Below are 16,199 nucleotides of genomic sequence, written 5' to 3' on the forward strand. Positions count from 1 at the left end.
AAGGATGGAAATAAGCAGAAATATAAAGAATACTATAAGAAAAAAAGAGAAAAAACTTGCCGAGGAGGCAAACCAGGCGAAGAGCGAATTCCTCTCGGCCATGAGTCATGATATCCGGACTCCGATGAATGCGATCATGGGGATGACTACTCTGGCATGTGCACATATTGACGACCGGGACAAAGTATCGAACTGCCTGAAAAAGATATCAATATCATCCAGGCATTTACTGAGTCTGATCAATGATGTCCTGGATATGAGCAAGATTGAGCGGTCCCAGATTGCCCTTGTAAGAATGAAAATCTATCTGCCAAAACTGATGGATGAACTGGCAGCGATCATAGAGCCCCAGGCGAAGGCGGCAGGAATCCAGTTTCATATGCAGACTGAGGGCATAGGAAACTTCGGGTTTATGGCGATATGCTGCGCCTAAATCAGATCTTTATTAATATTCTGAGTAATGAGATTAAATTTACTCCGGAAGGCGGTTCGGTTGTATTTCTGGCGGAAGAACTGTCTTCTGTACGGGGGGATGGTTATGTCCAGTACTGCTTTACAATTCGAGATACAGGCGTGGGGATGAAGAAGGAGTTTTTGGAACATATTTTTGAGCCGTTTTCCCGCAGTAGCTATACTTCATGTGTCGAAGGAACCGGGCTGGGGCTGAGTATCACAAGGAGTCTGGTGGATCTGATGGGCGGTGTCATAACCGTGGAGAGCAAAGAGCACCAGGGAACTGTATTTCAGGTCACTCTGGAATGTGAAAAGGTGGGGGAACCGGACAGAGCAGCTGTGAATCCTGACGATGGGGGAGAAAGAAAAGACCATACTGCATTCCTTGCAGGCCGCCGTTTTTTGATAGCCGAGGATAATGCAATCAATGCGGAGATCCTCCGTGAGCTCCTGGAAATGTATGGAGCCAGTTCCCTTGTAAAAACGGATGGGTTGCCCAGGCCTCAATGGATGCCGGAATGACGGCGCATGTTGCAAAACCAATTGATGTAAGCGTGCTGCAGTCAACGCTTTGCAGAGTATTGGGAATCGAATACAAATAAGACAGTCGTGGGATACCCTTTCGGCATACATTATTCTGCAGCTTGCTGCAGACCCGCCCGTCAGGGCATAAGTTACGGAATGCCCTTTGGGCATAAATAAAAAATCACCCTCATATGTTATTACATAGGGGGTGATTTTGTGATTTATGTTGTGAAACAGGGAGACACATTGTTTTCCATTTCAGCACAGACGGGTGTGCCCGTCTGGAAAATGGTATATGACAATCAGCTGGCGAGCCAGGATCAGCTGGTGATCGGGCAGGCACTCCTTATCCTGCAGCCGGAAGAGTCTGCGAGTATGCGTGGAGATATGTTAGTCACGGGATATGCATATCCATTTGTGGAGCCGTATATTTTGGAACAGGCGTTCCCGGCCCTGAATGAATTATTGGTCTTTTCATATGGTTTTACATTTGAGGGAGAACTTGTGCCGCCTCCGCAGGACGATCTCTGGATGATTGAGGCAGCCTGGGAGGCCGGTATTGAGCCGCTGCTGGTACTGACACCGTTTTCGGGAGGGGCTTTTAATAACCAGCTGGTGAAAGTGCTGGTGGAAAATGAAGTGATCCAGCAGAGGGTAATCGACAACCTGCTGTCCACCGTACAGGACAGGGGGTATTCAGGAGTGGATATTGATTTTGAGTATATCCTTCCGGAAAATGGGGTTGCATATGCGGAATTTGTTGGCAGAGTGCGGGAAGTTATGAATGCACAGGGATATAAGACATCTGTTGCGCTGGCGCCCAAGACTTCCACCGGTCAGCCGGGCCTTTTATATGAGGGCATGGACTATGCACTTCTGGGCGCGAATGCGGACAATGTTTTTCTAATGACATATGAGTGGGGCTATACATACGGACCGCCTATGGCTGTGGCGCCTTTGAATAAGGTGCGCCAGGTGGTGGAGTATGCACTGACACAGATACCAAAGGAAAAGATACTGATGGGGATTCCCAACTATGCCTATGACTGGGCGCTGCCCTATGAAAGAGGGATCACCAAGGCAAGGCTGATCGGTAATGTGGAGGCTGTGCACATTGCAGCAGAAAACGGGGTATCTATACAATACGATGATCTTGCACAAAGCCCTCACTTTAACTATACAAGGAACGGGATTGCACATGAAGTCTGGTTTGAGGATGTGAGGAGCATCGAGGCAAAGCTGAATCTGGCGAGGGATTATGAGCTGCTGGGGGTGGGGTACTGGAATCTGATGCGGCCGTTTCGGGCGAATTGGCTGCTGTTGGAAAAATAAGGAATAATCAGCACGAATAAATAAGCCAACCCTGTTTTCTGACCAGAGCGGGCTGGCTTATTTTTACTTTATAGGCTAACAAGGAAAATTCGTATACTGTCCATTACATCTCATATCCTTTCCCTGCTAAACCCTGCAGATAAAACAGTGGCAGATAAGTTTAGAAGGGAGTATCACTGCCGACATAACAGGTTAATCCTGCCGTCTGAAACTGTACTTGAATACGATGCAGAATATCTTCAGAGCAGCCAGTCATATCGCGGCAGTCATATATACGGCCAAGCTGCTCATATTTGGAGGCCCCCAAACGGTGGAATGGTAAAATATTAACCTCTTTCGTTCCGATCTCTTTTATATAAGCAATCGTTTTTACAATATTAACTTCATCAGAATTATAACCATCAATGATAGGTATCCGTACGATATGGCGAAGTTTACCCTTGTGGCCAAGCTCGGCAATTTTTGCTATGTTTTCAAGAATCAACTCGTTGCCAACCCCAGTAGCATCCTTGTGCCTTTCGGTATCCATATGTTTTATGTCGGTAAATGCCCAGTCTACATTTTCATAAATCTGCTCAAGATGGGGCCATGGCGCAAAGCTGCAGGATTCAGTTGCGGTATTGATATAACGCTCATGGCAGCGGCGCAAAAGCTCAGCAGCAAACTTATACTGCACGGCAACCTCGCCGCCTCCTAAAGTCACGCCGCCTCCCGGTCCCCAAAAACGGCTTTCCCTTTCTATTCGGTGCATAATCTCATCAATCGTGTATACTTTACCGGCCGTTTTTAGCGCTTCATGATAACAATTTTCAGAACATTCAATTGTATCGCAGCTGTCACATTTATTACGGTCAAATGAGACATGCTCCCCCTTTTGCTTTGGCAGGGAAATCGCATTATGCGGGCAGATATTCCTGCCTACACAACCGTAGCAGTTAACGCAATTACTAACACGATACATTAGCTGAGGCTGCAGCTGCTGGCTCTCAGGATTACAGCACCAGTAACATTTTAACGGACAGCCCTTAAAAAATATTAATGTCCGGCCTCCAGGACCATCATGCACCGAGAAACCCTGGATATCAAAAATGACAGCCTCGTTATTTGAATTGAGTTTCATTTTCTAAACGATTCCTTCCCGAACGGAGACCATGCAGAACAATATCACTTTAGATAACGGTCAATGCTTAAGGCTAACCAAATGCTGCACCGACCGTCTTGGGTGGAAAGATCTACTGACAACCGTTCTTGTATTTGTTTAATGCGGTATTTTACTGTGTTAACGTGCAGATAAAGTGCACGGCTTGTTTCTATATAACTACAATTTTTATCCAGATATGTACTAAGTGTACTTACCAACTCTTCCGCATCTTTGTCATTATATAATTTGCCAAGCACCGTTTGGCTATAACGCAGTGCAGCCTCATCTTTACGCAGGATAGAATTCAGCAGAGCATAATGCCCAAGTTCATCGTAACACATCACGTTTTCTTTCAGACCAAACCTGCGGATACAACGCACAACATCAAGCGCTTCCAAACAGCTTTCACGGTAAGAGTGGATTCCCTTGCCTATGCATCCAATCCCCATCACAACATCCATTTTCATTCTTCCGCCAGTTAATGATTCCCAAATTGACATACCAATTTGTTTCATGTCCCGAATCCCCTTAGATCCAGTATCAACAAATACTACAAGGAATCCGTAATAGCCGCCCAGAATAACCTTGAAATTCTTCTGCGCAATGAAACTCTGTATGCTGTGAATTGCATACTCTGTGAAATAATGATATTTAGACCAGTTTTTACTGTTTAGCTGCTCCTTCTGTGCTTTGCTGATCGGACTTATGACGATTGCTGACATATTCTTCTGTTCATCGAAGCCCATCATTTGAGCAAAATAGCTGACAACTTCTTTTTGATAATTTTCCGCCAAAAGAGCCTGTAAAAATACTTCTCCGGTATGCCATGCAGTACTGTCAATATAGCTTTGATGATGATAAATTGTCAAAGCCAGAATATCAAGGCACCGCTCGACAAGCTGACGGTTCTCGGATGTTATTGCCCCCTCATATTCACAAATGCTGAAATAACCTATGACATTTTCTTTGAATATTATTGGCCATGTTTCCTGCCAAATCGTTCTATTATCCATGACCACTTGAGTGCGGATGGATGACTCGCCAACAATATGATCTACTATCACCTGCAGATTTTCTTCCCGTCGGCGGGCAAGCAAGGCTTCGGCAGCTCCTGCTGATTGATTGTCGCAACACGTCACATAACGCCACTCATGATCCTCGATTAAAACCGGATTGTTCAAATAACCTGCAAATATTCGTGATATATCAACGATGGATGCCCCATTAACCACGGCATCATGTAGATTAGAAAGAGCTGTTAAACTGCGATTCTTACCTTGCTCTTCCGCCTCCATAACAACTCTTAAAACGCATTGCGTTACATCATTCTGCGTATCTCCCGGGGGCAGTTCAATGATGGGAAAATCATTTTCATTGCCTAACTGCAGCAGAGGCGCCGGAATTTCTTTTAAATACCGCTTCGTTTTAATAGCAAGGCAGCTGGCGCCGTGATCTATTAAATTTTTTGTCCATTCGCACAAGGCCTCAACGGATAATTGATTCTCACTGTGTTCATCCATAAAAGATGCAACACTATGTACAAAATCTCCGCCCTTTAAATAAAAGGCGATATCGAGAATTTCTGCCACTGTCACCGCCTTCACTTCACGGTCTAAGCCTGCCTCTCCGGCTAATACAAGGGCTCCTTGCAACTCTGGTTCTTCTAAGACTAATTTTACAGTTACTTTTGGTGGCATAATACTTCCTCTTTCTGATATAATAATGTACTCAAAATAAACCGACAATCCAGTACACGGTCTCATGGACTGCCTGTTGATTATTTTTGTTACAACGTACCGATATATATAAGATATTATATCATTATTTAAAGAAAACGGAAGTAAGAAAAAATAAATGCCTTTATTAACCTGATTTTTTTCTTCTTGGAAAAGTACCCTATGAAAATCGTTTTTGGCAAGAGGGCCTGCTGCTGCGTATCTGATGTTTCCGTACGGACTGTGCAGGGAATGCACAGTCCTGTACCGAACAGTTAGAAACATATACCTTATTCTGCAGGAGTAAAATCCTCGCAGCCGCCGAGATCCGGGTAAACCATATCGCCGTCGCATGTGCCGAGATTGGGATCCTTCTCAGATACGATATATTTGCTGCAATATTTGCACTTATTAGCACGTAAAAATTTTTTACAAACAGGAGCGTCAATAGAAACTGTTTCCTTGCTGATTATGCATACACCGTTAAACACATCGCGGGCAGACAGATTGGCACAATCCTTACATTTATCACACATCATATTATCCTCCTTAAACTTCTTCATATTCTGTACGGGCAATCAGTTCATCCTGAATAGGTTTGGAAACTTCGCACCAATACTGCGTGAACCCTGCCACACGGACAAGCAGATCACGATAATTATTCGGATTGTCCTGCGCATCTTTAAGCATACGGGAATCAACAACATTGAACTGGATATGGAAGCCGCCGTTATCCATAAAGGAACGAATCATATCGAGCATCTTCGCAGAACCCATATTGCCCTTAATTGATGCAGGATGCAGCTTCATGTTCAGCTGAGTATTCTTGAAATTTGTATGGTCGATTACAGTTGCAGAACTAAGCACAGCGTAAGGTCCATTCTGGTCGGTGCCGGGGTAAGGTGACTGGCCGCCGTCTGCCAAAGTAACGCCTGCAAGCCGGCCGTCCGCAGAAGCGATATCAGCCTGGCCAAGCGGTCCGTGGGTACCTACAGACAGCATAGATGCACACCACTTGTTTCCGAATACATCAGTAATCTCTTCCACGGATTCCAGGAAGCAGTCCGCTACCTGGACATAGATATCGTCAACGTAAGAGTCATCATTTCCGAATTTAGGCGCGCGCATACACAAAGCGTGTATTCTTTCCCAGTCAGGGTTAGAAACATCCTTAGTCTGCTCCATCATGGAGAAGTTTCCCGTATCCAGTGCACTGATAAATCCGAAGTTGTTAAGTAAGACATCCTTAAGCTCATCAAGTGTAAATGCATGGTCGTCAAACACATTCTTCTTTATAGATGCAAGAGAGTTTGCTGTGTTAACCTGACCGGTAATCCATGTTGTGAAGCAGCGGTTGTAACGAGAACCCGCATGGTCAATATCGGCTCCCTTTTCAATGCAGTCAGCAGACAGTGCAGAGAAAAGTAACGGCTGGTCAAGCTCAAACGTTGCAGATACCTTCATATTATAAGTTTCTTCAAAAATCTGGATCACCTTTTTGAAATATGCCTTAAAGGTGTCCATAAGTTCATCAAATGTTTCGTATGTTTTGCCGGTTGCCGGAAATACACGGACATTTGTTCTGGGATCTACACCATCAAAAAGTACCAGTTCAAGAACCTTTGGAACATTAATGAAATTGATTCCTGAAGAACTGTATGAACCTGCGCCAATCTTGTTGTCATATACAGCGCCGGGCTGGATCTCAAGGCAGCCGCCTATACTCCATGCTCTTGCATCTTCAAGAGTAATCCCTTCACATGAATGGTTCTTCATACAGTATTCAATGCCGACGCGGTTGCTTACCCAGGCAGGCATACCACAACCGGTCTTGTTGCATTCAATCCCCTTTTGCAGGAAAGTATTGGACAGCCTGCCGTCATAAATAATCGACAGAGTTGGAGAAACAGTAGGGCAATTAATTGCTGCCTGGATGAATAAGTATTCCAGTTCGTTTTCGGCGCTGGAGCCATCAGGCTTGACACCGCCGAGACAGATGTTGTTAAATGTGTTACCTGCAAGTATACCAGTGGTACCTGCACAGGTTGCAATCTCAAGTTCCGTGTATTTAACGCGCATACATTCGAGAACCTCAAGAGTCTGCTCTCTGGTGATTCTGCCGTTATCAATATCCTCTTTCCAGTAGGGATAGAGAACCTGGCCAAGGCGTCCGGGAGAAAATCCAGAGCCCTGCATTTCGTTGTAAACTTCAAGCTGGCAGGTCCAGTGGAGCTGAAGGGCTTCCATAAAATCACGTGGCGGATTCGATGAAATCCATTCAAGGCGTGCTGCCATGGCCTCGTATACAGCCTTCTGCTCTGCGTCCTCTTCAAGAGAAGCAAGGCGGGTTGCTTCAGCGGCATACTTGCGAACCCAAATCTGTACGCCTTCGATTGCATAAATTGTAGCCTGCCAGTAAGCAACTTTATCTACTGCAGTACCATCGCCCACATTAGCAGCAATCAGTTCCTTACAGCGGTTAATCATACCTTGGAAGCCTTTTTCAAACACGATCTGGTAGTTTGTGACACTGCGTCCGTGACGGTTGCCGTACTCCATATCGGCAGCCATAAGGACAGCATTCTTGAAATTAACAAGGGTATCATACTCGGGATGCAGGGTACCCCACTTCCAACATGTATCCTCGGCAGACTTGTTCTGCCAGTATCGGCAAATTTCTATCAAAGCCGCATGTTCTTCAACGCGCATACCATAACGGCGTGCCATAGAGAGAACCTCCGGGGTGCTTTCAGAAACAACGCCGCCGCCGGTTGCAAGAATCGTAATTTCTTCAAGAGCCTTATTTGAAGCCTTCTTGCTGTCTTTCTTTGCACGCTCTTCATCGCTCAGAGGAAACTCGTTTGCTGTCCATGGAGTGATACTGGCGCCACGGACATACTTATTACGGCTCATAACTAATATTTCATCAGGGCGGATTGCTGCCTCAAGGTGGGAGAATGCACTCTTCATTGCAAGTCCGCGGCGGACCAGCGGATGCTGCCCCTCTTCTTTCATCCAGGTTCTTGTGTACCAGTAAGGGAACGTTGTGTCAAGAGAAATCTTTGCATCATAAAATTCCTGCAATAATTTTCTCGCACGGGGACATGCACTCTTTTTTACCTCACGGTCCTCTACTTCCTCAGGGGGTGTGCCACAGGTGAAACATAAGTACTGGTCATTTGTTGTTGCTTCCATAAATACTCTTCCTCCTTTATAAATCTTTTTGATTATGGTGTGTTTGTGTTAAAATTGCACAACATACATTAACTTATCTACGTAAAAGTATACAATATATCAACACTAAACTATATATCTGTCAGCAACAAAATTAACCGCACTTTTTTGTTACTAAAAGAATTCATTATCTATTCAGTGTGCACTCAATAGATAACTTCTAAGAATAAGTACGCATGATAGAATATAGAGTATTTTAAAACACCTTAAAAAAATCACAATTTAGCTATAGAAATTGCAAGAAATAAAAGAAAAGAAATCTTACTATGAATTCAGAACAGATAGGAGGCATAGTGATGATTTCTTTTTCTAATCATGTCGACGGGCTTGAAGCAATCTTCAGGAAAGTTGATGAGAATCAGGATTTGACAAAGGACGATGCAGTAAAACTTCTTAGTATAGACAGTCATTCTTCGGAGTTTTATGCATTACTGGCTAAGGCGAATGAACTCTCCAGAAGAGAGTATGGAAGAAAGGGATATGTATTTGCACAGATTGGGCTCAATAGTGCGCCATGTACCGGGAATTGCAAGTTCTGTTCCCTTGCCAGGGATAGTTTTGTAGTAGAGGATAAAACAGAAAAGCCGCTGGAAGACATACTTGCAGAAGCCTCCAGGGCAGTGGAGGAGAAGGCGGACGCCCTGTTTCTTATGACCACGGCGGATTACGGGGTTGAGAGATTTCTGGAGGTTTCCGGAGAAGTGAAAAAACTGCTGACACCGGAGATGATGTTTATTGCCAATATTGGTGACTTTGGACTGGAAACGGCAAAGCGGCTCAAGGAAGTGGGATACACAGGCGTTTACCATATTGTCAGAATGAACGAGGGACAGGATACGGATCTTCCAAAGGAGCAGAGAATTGCGACTCTGGATGCCATTAAAGCGGCGGGCCTGGAGTTGATCTACTGTGTAGAGCCGATCGGACCGGAACATACATACGAACAGATTGCAGATGAAATGCTGCGCGCCAGAGAATACGGTGTAAATGTTATGGCCTGTATGAAACGGGTAGGCGTGCCGGGCACCCCTCTTTTTGATAAAGGAGAGATTACAGATCTGGAACTGACCAAGATTGTCGCTGCGGCAAGGCTGGTAACCAGGCCCAAACAGTCTATGAATGTCCATGAGCCGAAGCAGATGGCGCTGCTCGCGGGCGTAAACCAGCTGTATGCGGAGATCGGAATTAACCCAAGGGACTGCAGCATTGAAACCGGGACAAACCGGGGCTGTTCCATACCCGAAGTCAGGGCAATGCTTGCACAGGCAGACTATGATACATGTGGATCATGAAATATAGTAAAAAGAAAGTGAGGAAACAAAATGAACCAGAAAGAAATTCTTATCAAAACACTGCACCACGAGGAGACAGACCAGGTGGCATGGGTACCATTTGCAGGCGTGCATGCGGGCAGCCTTCTGGGCTATACAGCTACGGAAGTGCTCCAGGACGGAGACAAACTGTTTGAATCTCTGATGGAAGTGAATAAGTTGTATAAACCGGCGGGACAGCCAGTTATCTTTGACCTGCAGGTTGAGGCGGAATGCCTGGGATGTAATCTGGTGTGGGCGGACGACGCTCCGCCGTCTGTAGCCAGCCATCCGATGGAAGGAGAAGAGGAGCTGGAGACACCCTGCTACTGCACCATTCCGACAAAAGAATCCGGTCGTATTCCTATGATCATGGACGTTATGAAGCGTATGAAAGAAGCGGTCGGCGACACAACTGCATTATACGGCCTGATCTGCGGACCTTTTACACTGGCAACACATCTGCGCGGCAATGATATTTTCATGGATATGTACGACGATGAGGATGCCGTGATTGAATTCATGGAATACTGTGATGCGATTGCTATGAAGATGGCCGAATATTATATAGAAGCAGGTATGGATGTGATCGCAGTAGTGGATCCGCTGATTTCACAGATTTCTTCCGATCATTTTGAGATGTTCATGAGCGCACCGTTCAAGAAGCTGTTTGACCATATCAGAGAACTGGGCGCACTGTCTTCCTTCTTTGTATGCGGCGATGCGACAAGGAACATCGAGGTAATGTGCCAGACAGGCCCTGATTCCATCTCTATCGATGAGAACGTGGATCTGCTTGCAGCAAAGGCGATCACGGATAAGTACAACGTGGCGCTTGGCGGAAATATCCCGCTGACAACGGTCATGCTGCACGGTACACAGCAGGATAATATGAAGTTCGTGATCGACCTTCTGGATAATATGCCGAACAAGAAAAACTTCATCCTTGCTCCGGGTTGTGATATGCCGTATGCTGTTCCTGTTGAGAACACAATCGGTGTAGTACAGGCAATCCACGAGCCGGACTCCGTAAGAGAAATCCTGAAAAACTATGTGGCTGCAGACGAGGATATTGAAGTAGAACTGCCGGATTACGAGCATTTGGAGAAACCGCTTGTGGAAGTATTTACACTGGATTCCGCAACATGTGCGGCATGTACGTATATGATGGGCGCTGCCAATGAGGCAAAGGAGACATTCGGTGACGCAATTGATATGATCGAGTATAAGTTTACGATCAAGGAGAACATTGCACGCTGCAAGAAAATGGGAGTTCCGAACCTTCCGTCTATGTATATCAACGGTGAATTAAAATTTCGTTCTCTTGTACCTGCGAAAGAAGAATTGGAGGCAGCAATCAAGGCTGTTATGCCCTAAGGGCACTCCGTAATTCAGGCCCTAACGGGCGGGTCTGCAGCCAAGCAGCAGAATGAGGTATACCCAAAGGGCATCCCGTAACACATGCCCTAACGGGCGGGTCTGCTGCTAAGCAGCAGAATGAGGTATGAAATAATGAGTAAACTGTATTTAATTACCGGCTTCTTAGGAGCCGGTAAAACTACTTTTTTAAAAAATTTTATAAATGAATTGTCAGACTACCGGCTGCATTTGATTATCAATGAATTTGGAAAAGAAGGCGTGGACGGGGAGCTTCTTAGAGAACTGGGAACGGCGCTGGATGAGATCAACAACGGTTCCATATTCTGTTCATGCAGGCTGGATAAATTCGAGGAAGTGCTTGAAAAAGCCCTTTCGGAAAAACCGGACATTATAATTGTGGAGGCTTCCGGCCTCTCCAATCCTATGAATGTCAGAAAAATCCTGCATCAGGAAGGCAAATTCTCAGATGTGGAATACATGGGAAGCATCTGCCTGGTTGATGCGAGACAGTTTCTGAAGGTTTATGAGACGGCAGTCGTGGTAAAGAAGCAGCTGGCGGTCAGTGATCTTGTGCTTGTCAATAAAACGGATCTGGCATCCAAAGAACAGATTGAGGAAATAAAGGGCATTATCAGAAAACACCGCCCGGAGGTTCCTGTACATACGACCACCTTCGGCCGGATCGAAAGCGGCTGGCTGAATCCTGCCGCTCCTCCGGATAACCAGCCGGAAGAGCCTGTGATACAGAGCGCGGATATTACCTTGAAAAAATACCTGCTCCGTTTGAATCCGGGATTGGAACTGAAAAAACTTCAGAAATTCATTGAAATGTTTCTGGATGATACTTACCGTGTCAAAGGATTTGTTGAAGTGCAGGGGGAGATTTATCTTGTGAACTGCGTGGGCAGTATCTACCAGGCTGAAAGGTTTGAAGGGAAGCCGGAACACGTTAATGATCTGGTGATTCTCTCCGGAAATGGCCTGCCCGTTAAAAAGTCTTTGAAAAAAGCGATGGCGTGGTATCCCGAGATTGCCGCGGAACTGAAAAAGTAAACAAAAAAAGAGATATTTGTACAAAGAGTTCCAAAAAAATTACTAAAAGCAGAGCAGCAGATATTGTAAAATGATAACTAAAGCAGACACGCTTAATGAATGATGGAGGTATGTAAAATGTCAAAGATTCAGGAAATTTCAGAATTCCTTCAAAAAGGAAGGGCAAAGAACGTAAAGGCACTGGTACAGGAGGCTCTGGATGAGGGGCTCGATCCAAAAGAGATTCTGAATGAAGGTCTTTTATCAGGAATGATGATCATTGGTGCAAAGTTTAAGAACAACGAAGTATTTGTACCGGAAGTTCTGGTAGCTGCAAGAGCTATGAATGCAGGTCTTACAGTCCTGGAGCCAAAACTGGTTGAGGTAGGTAATGAGCCGGTTGGAAAAGCTGTAATCGGAACAGTACAGGGAGACCTTCATGATATCGGCAAGAACCTTGTCGTAATGATGCTTAAAGGAGCTGGATTTGAGATCCATGACATCGGTGTAGATGTGGAACCGGCTGTATTTATCGACAAGGCTGAAGAAGTAGGCGCGGACGTGATCTGTATGTCAGCTCTTCTTACAACAACAATGCCGAAGATGCAGGACTGCATTGACCAGCTGAACGAAAAGGGACTTCGCGACAAGTATATCGTTATGGTCGGCGGCGCTCCGGTTAATGACAGCTTTGCAGAGCAGATTGGAGCAGACTACTATACACCAGATGCAGCAACAGCAGCAGAAGTTGCGAAGAAAGCAGTTTTGGAGAAATAAGAGCCCTTTGGGAAAGTGCGGATTATAGTGACAAAGAGCATCGAATGAAGGAAACCGGTGTAAATCCGGTGCAGGCTTACCCCTACTGTAAACGTGGACGAAGAATAACAGCCATTGTCCGTCAGGATGAGAAGGCATTCCTAGGATGAAACGTGAGCCAGGATACTTACATATCCCTATGGACCTGTTTTGGGTGGGAAACAGGATTCCGTTTGAATTATATAAAGTGTGTCAGCAGCAAACTCTTTTTACAAGGAGTTTTTCTTTTTATACTGGAAAATGAATGAAATACTGATACCTGCCCGGGGTTTTGGGCAAGTACGGATATGGTTGTCAAAACTGCGGGGGCAGAGCTTAGACTTCCGTTAGTTGAGAGAGGATAAGAACATGAAAATAACGGAATTTAATATAGAGATATGCAGAGAAAATGTATTTTCCCTGATAGACTGTTATGAAGACAGCGCTACCTACGATGATGTAATGGAAGAATATGAGGAAATGCTTCCGGAAGCATATAAAAAAATAGAGCCAATCGCACTGCTGGAATTCGGTGATGTGGAGGGATTTGAGCTCAGTCGGTATGGAGAGGGAATCCATCAGGCGCTCTACTGTGTCACTTCGGTGGGCGGTCAGCTGAGCCAGTGGTCCACACAGCTGTTCAATGAGGGGGATTATCTGGGCGGTATGCTGGCGGATGCCATTGCGGATGACTATCTTTTCCAGATGGACCATCAGCTTCAGCCCTATATTATCGCCATGTGCAGGGAGAAAAAATGTGGAGTTTCCCGCCGCCTGGAGGCGCCCCAGGATATTCCGATGGAGGCCCAGAAAAAGGCGCTGGAGGTGACCGCAAGAGAAAACAGTGCAGGGATCCGTGTACTGGACAGCTGTATGTATGACCCGGTCAAGACGACCTGTCAGGTTTACCTGACTACGGATCATTCGGACATGTTCCGTATCCATCATAATTGTGCAAGTTGCCCTAATGTCGGCTGCAGCCTTAGAAATGTCTCGGATTACACAATCACGCTTCATGACGGAGGCGACATCAGAGTACTGGAGGGCAGAAAGGGACATTCGCTGATGGAACTTCTCCAGGAACAGGGAATCTTCCTGCCGGCAGTCTGTGCGGGCAGGGGAACCTGCGGTAAATGCGGAATACAGGTCCTTGAAGGGGACATTGCGCCTTCAGAGCAGGACAGGAAGTTCTTCAGCGGGGAGCAGCTGCAGGAGGGATACCGTCTGGCATGTAAGGCCTATCCTGAGGATGACTGCGTGATCGCTGTCGGGCTGCATAAGGAAGAAGAATTCGCGGTTCTGGCGGATGAGGAGCAGACAGCGGGAAAAGCGGCGAAAAGCAGTGCAAAGACCGGCCGCCGGTATGGAATCGCCGTGGACATCGGAACGACGACGATCGCCATGCAGCTGGTCAACATGGAGACACAGGAAGCGGAAGACGTTTTCACTACAATCAACAGGCAGAGGGCGTATGGTGCGGATGTAATCAGCAGAATTGAGGCCTCCAACGGCGGGAAAAGAGAAGCCCTGAGAAAAAGTATCCAGACTGACCTGATGCAGGGAATTGAGAGCCTGACAGAAAATGGGAAGATCCGGGTGGAGAAGATGATAATCGGAGCCAATACGACTATGGTACACCTGCTGATGGGGTACTCCTGTGAAACACTGGGCGTATTTCCTTTCACCCCAGTTAACATTGACACCATACATACAACTTACAAAGAACTGTTTGAGCAGGAAGACAGGGACTTTGAGGTAGTGATTTTCCCTGGAATTTCTACTTATGTGGGCGGCGATATTGTGGCAGGCCTGTATTCTCTGGATTTTGATAAGAGAGAAAAGGTGTCTGTCTTGGTGGATCTGGGTACCAATGGGGAGATGGCGATTGGCAATAAGGACAGGATATTGACGACTTCAACGGCAGCGGGCCCTGCATTCGAGGGCGGCAATATTACCTTTGGCACGGGAAGCGTGCCGGGAGCAATCTGCAAAGTCGAACTGAAGGACGGCCATGCAGTTACCGGGACGATCCAGGATGCCAAACCTGTCGGCATCTGCGGCACCGGGGTGATCGATATGGTATATGAGCTGGTAAAGGCGGAGCTTGTGGATGAGACTGGGCTAATGGAGGAAGATTATTTCGACGACGGCTTTCCGCTTGCTGTCAGCAGCGATGGGACGGGGATCTCATTTTTCCAGAAGGATGTAAGGGAAATACAGCTTGCCAAGTCCGCAGTACGTGCCGGGCTTGAGACATTGATCCTGAACTTCGGCGCATCTTATGATGATATTGGGGCTATTTATATTGCAGGAGGCTTTGGATATAAGATGGATATCGTAAAAGCCGTGGGAATCGGGCTGCTTCCGGAAGAATGCCAAGATAAGATTGAGGCGGTAGGAAACAGCTGCCTGAAAGGAACCCGGACATACCTGTTAAGCAGCGACTGCACAGAGCGCGTGCAGCGTATTCTGGAGAGTTCATCGGAAGTACAGCTCTCCAACGATAAACATTTTAATGAATTTTATATGGACTATATGTATTTTGAATAGGCGCAGTGATTTTTGTTTACGCAAAGCATGAACATCCTCCGGGCTGCTGCATATACTGAGCAGAGGAGGATGATGATATGGTTGATAAATTAAACGGAATGCCGGAAGCTTCTGCAAAGATAAAAGGATCGGATAAATACCCAGAGATCCATGGAATGGTTTATTTCTATGAAGTATACGGAGGGACGATCGTGTTGGCTGAGGTATACGGGCTGCCGGATGAAAATGCGCCGGACATGAGCAGATTTTTTGCCTTCCACATTCATGAAGGGAAACAATGTTCCGGGAATGCTGAGGAGCCTTTCGCAGATGCCGATGGGCATTTTAATCCCGAACATACGGATCACCCGGAACATGCCGGTGATCTGCCGCCTCTGCTGTCTACACACGGTGCAGCCTGCAGTGCGGTATATACCGGGAGATTTTACCCGGATGATGTGGTCGGCAGAACAGTGGTCATCCATATGAACCCGGATGATTTTAAGACACAGCCGTCAGGAGACAGCGGCGAAATGATTGCCTGCGGCGAGATCCATGAATGGGTGGGGGAATGAGTTAGAAGGGGGCGCTCCATGTCAGTGATGCTGGGAAGACATAGGGGCTGTATATGCCGCTGCGATTTGTACCCGTACTGCTGACTGCTTCAAAAAACTGTTGCCGGATATGTGGGTATGGAGCACACATATCCGGCAACGGTTTTTTGAAGCAGTCAGCGTATTCATACGCATGCGC

General features: G+C 46.2%; 13 protein-coding genes and 1 riboswitch. Of the genes, 9 read left to right on the top strand and 4 right to left on the bottom strand.

Annotation, left to right across the window (positions count from 1 at the left end; translation table 11 throughout):
* The first annotated feature begins 4 nt into the window (after positions 1–4).
* The 3 genes from GKG43_RS23315 (at position 5) to GKG43_RS08590 (ending at position 2,310) form a co-directional block, all read left to right on the top strand.
* Positions 5–433, top strand: a complete 429-nt coding sequence (locus GKG43_RS23315) for a histidine kinase dimerization/phospho-acceptor domain-containing protein (protein WP_243125835.1) — start codon at positions 5–7, stop codon at positions 431–433.
* Positions 421–975 carry an ATP-binding protein gene (locus GKG43_RS23320; protein ID WP_243125836.1) on the top strand — a complete coding sequence of 185 codons (555 nt, stop codon included), beginning with the start codon at positions 421–423 and terminating at the stop codon, positions 973–975. Before GKG43_RS23315 ends, GKG43_RS23320 begins: the two co-directional genes overlap by 13 nt.
* Before the next feature lie 219 nt (positions 976–1,194).
* Complete coding sequence (locus GKG43_RS08590; RefSeq protein WP_129878981.1) at positions 1,195–2,310, top strand: glycosyl hydrolase family 18 protein; 1,116 nt, start codon at positions 1,195–1,197, stop codon at positions 2,308–2,310.
* Positions 2,311–2,470: 160 nt separating this feature from the next.
* Here GKG43_RS08590 and GKG43_RS08595 read toward each other — a convergent pair whose 3' ends face one another.
* From GKG43_RS08595 to GKG43_RS08605, 4 genes are all read right to left on the bottom strand, one after another.
* Positions 2,471–3,430: a glycyl-radical enzyme activating protein gene (locus tag GKG43_RS08595; protein WP_025657082.1), complete on the bottom strand. Its 960-nt coding sequence runs from the start codon at positions 3,428–3,430 to the stop codon at positions 2,471–2,473.
* A gap of 44 nt (positions 3,431–3,474) precedes the next feature.
* Positions 3,475–5,148, bottom strand: coding sequence for a PucR family transcriptional regulator (locus GKG43_RS08600; protein WP_162149284.1), 1,674 nt, complete (start codon positions 5,146–5,148; stop codon positions 3,475–3,477).
* Positions 5,149–5,456: 308 nt separating this feature from the next.
* On the bottom strand, positions 5,457–5,705 hold the full coding sequence (locus tag GKG43_RS22915; protein ID WP_147324098.1) for a hypothetical protein: 249 nt from the start codon (positions 5,703–5,705) through the stop codon (positions 5,457–5,459).
* A gap of 10 nt (positions 5,706–5,715) precedes the next feature.
* Positions 5,716–8,361: a pyruvate formate lyase family protein gene (locus GKG43_RS08605; RefSeq protein ID WP_129878983.1), complete on the bottom strand. Its 2,646-nt coding sequence runs from the start codon at positions 8,359–8,361 to the stop codon at positions 5,716–5,718.
* A 335-nt stretch (positions 8,362–8,696) separates the two neighbouring features.
* Between GKG43_RS08605 and GKG43_RS08610 the strand changes: the two genes are divergently transcribed.
* The 6 genes from GKG43_RS08610 (at position 8,697) to GKG43_RS08635 (ending at position 16,021) form a co-directional block, all read left to right on the top strand.
* Positions 8,697–9,692, top strand: a complete 996-nt coding sequence (locus tag GKG43_RS08610; RefSeq protein ID WP_173020089.1) for a radical SAM protein — start codon at positions 8,697–8,699, stop codon at positions 9,690–9,692.
* A 30-nt stretch (positions 9,693–9,722) separates the two neighbouring features.
* Positions 9,723–11,087, top strand: a complete 1,365-nt coding sequence (locus GKG43_RS08615) for a uroporphyrinogen decarboxylase family protein (RefSeq protein WP_129878984.1) — start codon at positions 9,723–9,725, stop codon at positions 11,085–11,087.
* A gap of 135 nt (positions 11,088–11,222) precedes the next feature.
* The gene (locus tag GKG43_RS08620; RefSeq protein WP_129878985.1) at positions 11,223–12,143 is read left to right on the top strand and encodes a CobW family GTP-binding protein; all 921 of its coding nucleotides are present in this window, start codon (positions 11,223–11,225) and stop codon (positions 12,141–12,143) included.
* Positions 12,144–12,260: 117 nt separating this feature from the next.
* Positions 12,261–12,899, top strand: a complete 639-nt coding sequence (locus GKG43_RS08625; protein WP_025657088.1) for a corrinoid protein — start codon at positions 12,261–12,263, stop codon at positions 12,897–12,899.
* 8 nt (positions 12,900–12,907) lie between these two features.
* Positions 12,908–13,087, top strand: a riboswitch (cobalamin riboswitch).
* A gap of 199 nt (positions 13,088–13,286) precedes the next feature.
* Positions 13,287–15,467: an ASKHA domain-containing protein gene (locus tag GKG43_RS08630; protein ID WP_243125837.1), complete on the top strand. Its 2,181-nt coding sequence runs from the start codon at positions 13,287–13,289 to the stop codon at positions 15,465–15,467.
* Between the two features lie 77 nt (positions 15,468–15,544).
* Positions 15,545–16,021, top strand: coding sequence for a superoxide dismutase family protein (locus GKG43_RS08635; RefSeq protein ID WP_025657090.1), 477 nt, complete (start codon positions 15,545–15,547; stop codon positions 16,019–16,021).
* Positions 16,022–16,199 lie beyond the last annotated feature (178 nt).

It is taken from the genome of Eubacterium sp. BIOML-A2, from assembly GCF_009680135.1.
Taxonomy (GTDB): domain Bacteria; phylum Bacillota; class Clostridia; order Lachnospirales; family Lachnospiraceae; genus Faecalicatena; species Faecalicatena contortus_B.

What these genes read in the sequence shown, in the direction of transcription:
- GKG43_RS08615 (WP_129878984.1), top strand. Translation starts at nt 9,723, where the DNA reads ATGAACCAGAAAGAAATTCTTATCAAAACACTGCACCACGAGGAGACA.
- GKG43_RS08625 (WP_025657088.1), top strand. Translation starts at nt 12,261, where the DNA reads ATGTCAAAGATTCAGGAAATTTCAGAATTCCTTCAAAAAGGAAGGGCA.
- GKG43_RS23315 (WP_243125835.1), top strand. Translation starts at nt 5, where the DNA reads ATGGAAATAAGCAGAAATATAAAGAATACTATAAGAAAAAAAGAGAAA.
- GKG43_RS08630 (WP_243125837.1), top strand. Translation starts at nt 13,287, where the DNA reads ATGAAAATAACGGAATTTAATATAGAGATATGCAGAGAAAATGTATTT.
- GKG43_RS08610 (WP_173020089.1), top strand. Translation starts at nt 8,697, where the DNA reads ATGATTTCTTTTTCTAATCATGTCGACGGGCTTGAAGCAATCTTCAGG.
- GKG43_RS08620 (WP_129878985.1), top strand. Translation starts at nt 11,223, where the DNA reads ATGAGTAAACTGTATTTAATTACCGGCTTCTTAGGAGCCGGTAAAACT.
- GKG43_RS08605 (WP_129878983.1), bottom strand. Translation starts at nt 8,361, where the DNA reads ATGGAAGCAACAACAAATGACCAGTACTTATGTTTCACCTGTGGCACA.
- GKG43_RS08600 (WP_162149284.1), bottom strand. Translation starts at nt 5,148, where the DNA reads ATGCCACCAAAAGTAACTGTAAAATTAGTCTTAGAAGAACCAGAGTTG.
- GKG43_RS08635 (WP_025657090.1), top strand. Translation starts at nt 15,545, where the DNA reads ATGGTTGATAAATTAAACGGAATGCCGGAAGCTTCTGCAAAGATAAAA.
- GKG43_RS22915 (WP_147324098.1), bottom strand. Translation starts at nt 5,705, where the DNA reads ATGATGTGTGATAAATGTAAGGATTGTGCCAATCTGTCTGCCCGCGAT.
- GKG43_RS08595 (WP_025657082.1), bottom strand. Translation starts at nt 3,430, where the DNA reads ATGAAACTCAATTCAAATAACGAGGCTGTCATTTTTGATATCCAGGGT.
- GKG43_RS23320 (WP_243125836.1), top strand. Translation starts at nt 421, where the DNA reads ATGCTGCGCCTAAATCAGATCTTTATTAATATTCTGAGTAATGAGATT.